The organism is Flavobacterium sp., from assembly GCF_044338735.1.
Lineage (GTDB): Bacteria > Bacteroidota > Bacteroidia > Flavobacteriales > Flavobacteriaceae > Flavobacterium.
The window spans coordinates 1-4,207 of sequence record NZ_JBIIWV010000167.1 but is presented as its reverse complement, the minus strand read 5'-3'; the positions used below and the strand labels follow the sequence as shown (position 1 = coordinate 4,207).

Genomic DNA, 4,207 nt, shown 5'->3' with positions numbered 1-4,207 from the left:
GTAGGAAAGCCCGTAATTACTGCAACATTAAGTTCGGGTACCTCTTTTGTATCAAAATTTCCTAGGGTACTTACTGATTTAGAGTACCTCGATAGACAAATAATTGAAGATAAAATTAATTATTTAACTGCTCCTCGAAATCAAGATGGCACCCTTCCCGTTTTAAGCACAAAATGGCAAGAAAGAAAAGACAGAAACGAACGAGGGGTAGATTGGGCAAAAGAAGCAACTCAGCTTGCATCAACACGGAGGATGGATCTTAGCATTGGTGGGGGAACTAAAGAAGGATTAAATTATCAAATTTCAGGAAATTTTTTAGATCAAGAAGGTGTAGTTATTTATACTAATTTTAAGAGATATAATTTAAATTCGAACTTAGTTCAATCTATTGGAAGAAACACTAGAATTGGGACCAATATTAAATTGGCATTTTCTAAAAATATTGGAAGAAGTCTTGATAAAGATGCCGATGGTATTTTTAAAAAGATTTTTTCTACAAATCCTTTTCAGCCAGTTAATTTTCAACTTGGAGAAGACAATAGTATTGAATCAGAACTTGATACGGGAGACAATGAAAATGTTATTACTTATCTAAAAGATGTGAAAAATGAAACTCAAAGTACTAGAATTATAGGAAATCTATTTTATGAAACAAAATTAGATAGTAATTTGACTTTTTATACTAGTTATGGGTTTAATCGCGGGTATGTTAATAACCAAATATTTTTACCCTCAACTGTATTGAAAGGATATCGGCAAAATGGAATAGCAGAATTTGAAAAAATTGAAGCTATAAATCAAGTATTTGAAACTCGATTAAGTTATAAGAAAGTAATAGATAATCACGATATTAATGCTACTGCAGTTGGAGAATTTTCAGATAATCTAAAAAGTATATTCACTGGAGGAGCAACAGGTTTTAGCAATCAAACAAATGGTTTTAATGATTTGTCAAGTGCAACAATAGCAACTCTACCTAGAAATAATATAGCAAGAGATAACTTAATGTCTTTTTTAGGAAGAGTGGCTTATGGTTTTAATAGTAAATACCTTTTAACTGCTTCAATTAGAGCAGACGGTTCATCAAAATTTGGGAAAGAGAATAAGTGGGGTTATTTTCCTTCTGTTGCTTTAGGATGGACAGTATCGGAGGAGTCAATTATCAAAAATATGAATATTTTTGATAATTTCAAGTTGAGAGCATCGTATGGCGTAACAGGTAACAACCAGATACCTGCATATAGCTCGTTATATTTATTAGAGGCTGGAAATTATGTTTTTAATGATGTGTTTTACACTGGAGTAGTTCCGCTTCATCTAGCTAATCCTGACTTGAAATGGGAAACTACTGCGCAATCCAATTTAGGTATTGATTTAAGTTTTTTTAAAAATCGTTTAAACATTACTGCTGAAGTTTATTCTAAAAGAACAACTGATTTATTGTTAGACGTTCAATTGCCTTTATCCTCAGGTTATGAAACTGGTTTAAAAAATATTGGTTCTTTTAGTAATAAAGGGTTTGAATTAACCGTTAATTCAATCAATATTGATAATAGCGATTTTAAATGGAGATCTGATTTTACTTTTTCAATAAATAGAAATAAGGTGCTAGATTTAGGAGATAAGGATGAATTTTTTTTTAATGCTAATATTTTTCCAAGTAAATTCATGAATGAAATATTAATTCGTGTAGGACAATCAACTGGTATTTATTATGGATACATTGAAGATCAAATTATTAACAATCAAACAGAAGCGGCAAATAGCCCTTTACAAGATGTTTTAATTGAAGATGATTTTAATAACGGACAAGTAAAAATTTATGATGTCAATGGAGATGGTATAATTAATACTTATGACAAAGTGCCAATTGCTAATACAAATCCAGATTTTATTGGAGGTTTGAATAATGAATTTACTTATAAAAATTTTGACTTTAGTTTCTTTTTACGCTTTTCTTATGGTAACGATGTAATAAATGGAAATATTGGAAATTTAGATAAGGGAGGTATTAATAATTGGAATACATTAAAATCTATGTCTGATAATTCTTATAGCGCTGCCTATAATCCCACAGGTACTTTTCATGGTGAAAATAGTAATGGAGCTTATTCATCTTTATTTCGAAGTGCTTATGTGGAAGATGGCTCTTTTTTAAAATGTGATTTCATAACATTAGGATATGCAATGCCTAAATCAATCGTAGAAAATTTAAATTTAAATAAATTTAGACTGTTTGCCAGGATAAACAATCCCTTTATGCTTACTAGATATTCTTGGTTTGATCCAGAAGTAAATGCAATTGGAGGTACGGCTGGTAGAGTTGGCGGAGGTGTAGATCTTGGTAGTTATCCACGTAGCACTTCCATTACATTGGGTCTTTCACTTAATTTTTAATCTAAAAAATGAAAAAAATGAAAAATAAAATCAAATATTTATATCTTGTTGTATTAGTTTCAGGTTTTGTAGGATGTAGTGACTTTTTAGAAGAAGTTCCTGTTTCAGATCTTTTAGTTGAAAATTCATTTAAAACAGAAGCCGATGCCATAGCTGCAATTGTAGGTGTATATAGTTCGTTGCATCTAGAAGGAGTATATGGAAAGAGTCAAAGTCTTTTTTCTACAGATGAACACAACGCAGGATCAAAAGTACCGCTTTCGGGATTAAACTTATACACTTTTACAGCAGATAATATTGAAGTAATTTTGCCAATTTGGAGAGATCATTATAAAGGAATAAATCGAGCTAATCTAGCGATATCTAAAATTCCAAATATTGATATGGATGTTGATGAAAGAAATACTTTAGTGGCAGAAGCAAAATTTATTAAAGCGTTATTGTACTTCAACTTAATCCGATATTTTGGAGATGTACCTTATAAATATTCAGAAACCACTTCATTGAATGATTTAAATATTCCTAGAACTCCTGTTGCTACCATATATGAAAATATAATTGAAGATCTTGAATATGGTGTGGAACATTTAAAAATAAAAACAGCCTTTTTAGCAGGACATGCTACTCAAGATGCAGCTAAAACTTTATTAGCTAGTATATACCTAACAAAAGGTAGTATGGCAAGAAGGGATAATACCGGAGATGGTATTGCAGATTTTACTTTGGCAAAACAATATTCTAAAGAAGTAATAGATGCAAATAGATATTCGTTGTGTCCTTATTTTCCAGATGCATTTATAGTGCAAAATAAAAATAATGATGAAATTGTTTTTGATGTACAATTTAAATCCCCGGGATTAGGGGTAGGGAATACAATTGGTCTAAATATGGGTATTCCTTCAGATTTTGATGGAGTAGACAATTTGATTTCTGGTGGTTCACAAGGTGCTATAAGAGCGAATCCGTATCACCAATATTATTATGACAAAGCAGATAGTGTTCGATTGCAATGGACAGATGCGAGAATTAAAATAGATTCCGCTACCGGTAAGTTTAGAAGATTGAGTGCTGTCGATAAAGAACCTGTTTCTGCTGCAAAATTTAGACGATATCCGGTTCGTAGTCCTGCTTTCGCACTTCAAACAAATGATTACGATGTGAACTGGCCAATATTTAGGTATGCAGAAGTTTTGTTAATTTATGCTGAGGCAACAAACGAAATAAATGGCCCAACACAACCGGCTATAGATGCTTTAAACCAACTTAGAAGTAGAGCTAGAAATGTTAATGTAGGAGGTGTTCACGCTGATGTTTTACCACGCACCTTGATTCTACAAAACTCTATTGGTTTAGCCGATTTGACTCTTAGTAACCCTTTAGTTTCATCTCAAGCTGCTTTTAGAGATTATATTTTCTATGAACGAAGTAGAGAGTTAAGTGCTGAAGGGAAAAGATGGTTTGATTTGGTTCGTTGGGGTTCCCTAAAAACTACTTTGCGAAATATGATTTATAAAATGTCTGCGAAGGCATTAGAAACGCCTGTAAATCAATGGCCACCACTCCTTGGAATTACACAACCGCCTCCAATTAACCCACCAAATAAATGGCGAAATTATTGGGGGGATTCAGCTGGAAGTAGAGGACAAACTGAAGAATGGAATAAAATTACTTCCAATGTTCAATATTTTCACATGTTACTTCCAATACCAAATGCTGAGAGACTGGCAAATCCATCTATAGGTCCAAATAATCCTGGATATAATTAATTAAAAAAAATAAATAGTATGAAAACCAAATATTCAATAAGTAT

Annotated in this window: 2 protein-coding genes; both read left to right on the top strand. The window is 32.0% G+C overall.

The features are described 5' to 3' along the window. The coding region (locus ACIQZC_RS09400; RefSeq protein ID WP_396138971.1) for a SusC/RagA family TonB-linked outer membrane protein at window positions 1-2,397 on the top strand (2,397 nt) is incomplete at its 5' end. A 17-nt stretch (window positions 2,398-2,414) separates the two neighbouring features. Further along, window positions 2,415-4,163 (top strand): RagB/SusD family nutrient uptake outer membrane protein, encoded by a 1,749-nt coding sequence (locus ACIQZC_RS09395; RefSeq protein ID WP_396138970.1) that lies wholly within the window; start codon window positions 2,415-2,417, stop codon window positions 4,161-4,163. The last annotated feature ends 44 nt before the right edge of the window (window positions 4,164-4,207 follow it).

Coding starts and splice junctions, on each gene's coding strand:
- ACIQZC_RS09395 (WP_396138970.1), top strand. CDS start 2,415: ATGAAAAATAAAATCAAATATTTATATCTTGTTGTATTAGTTTCAGGT.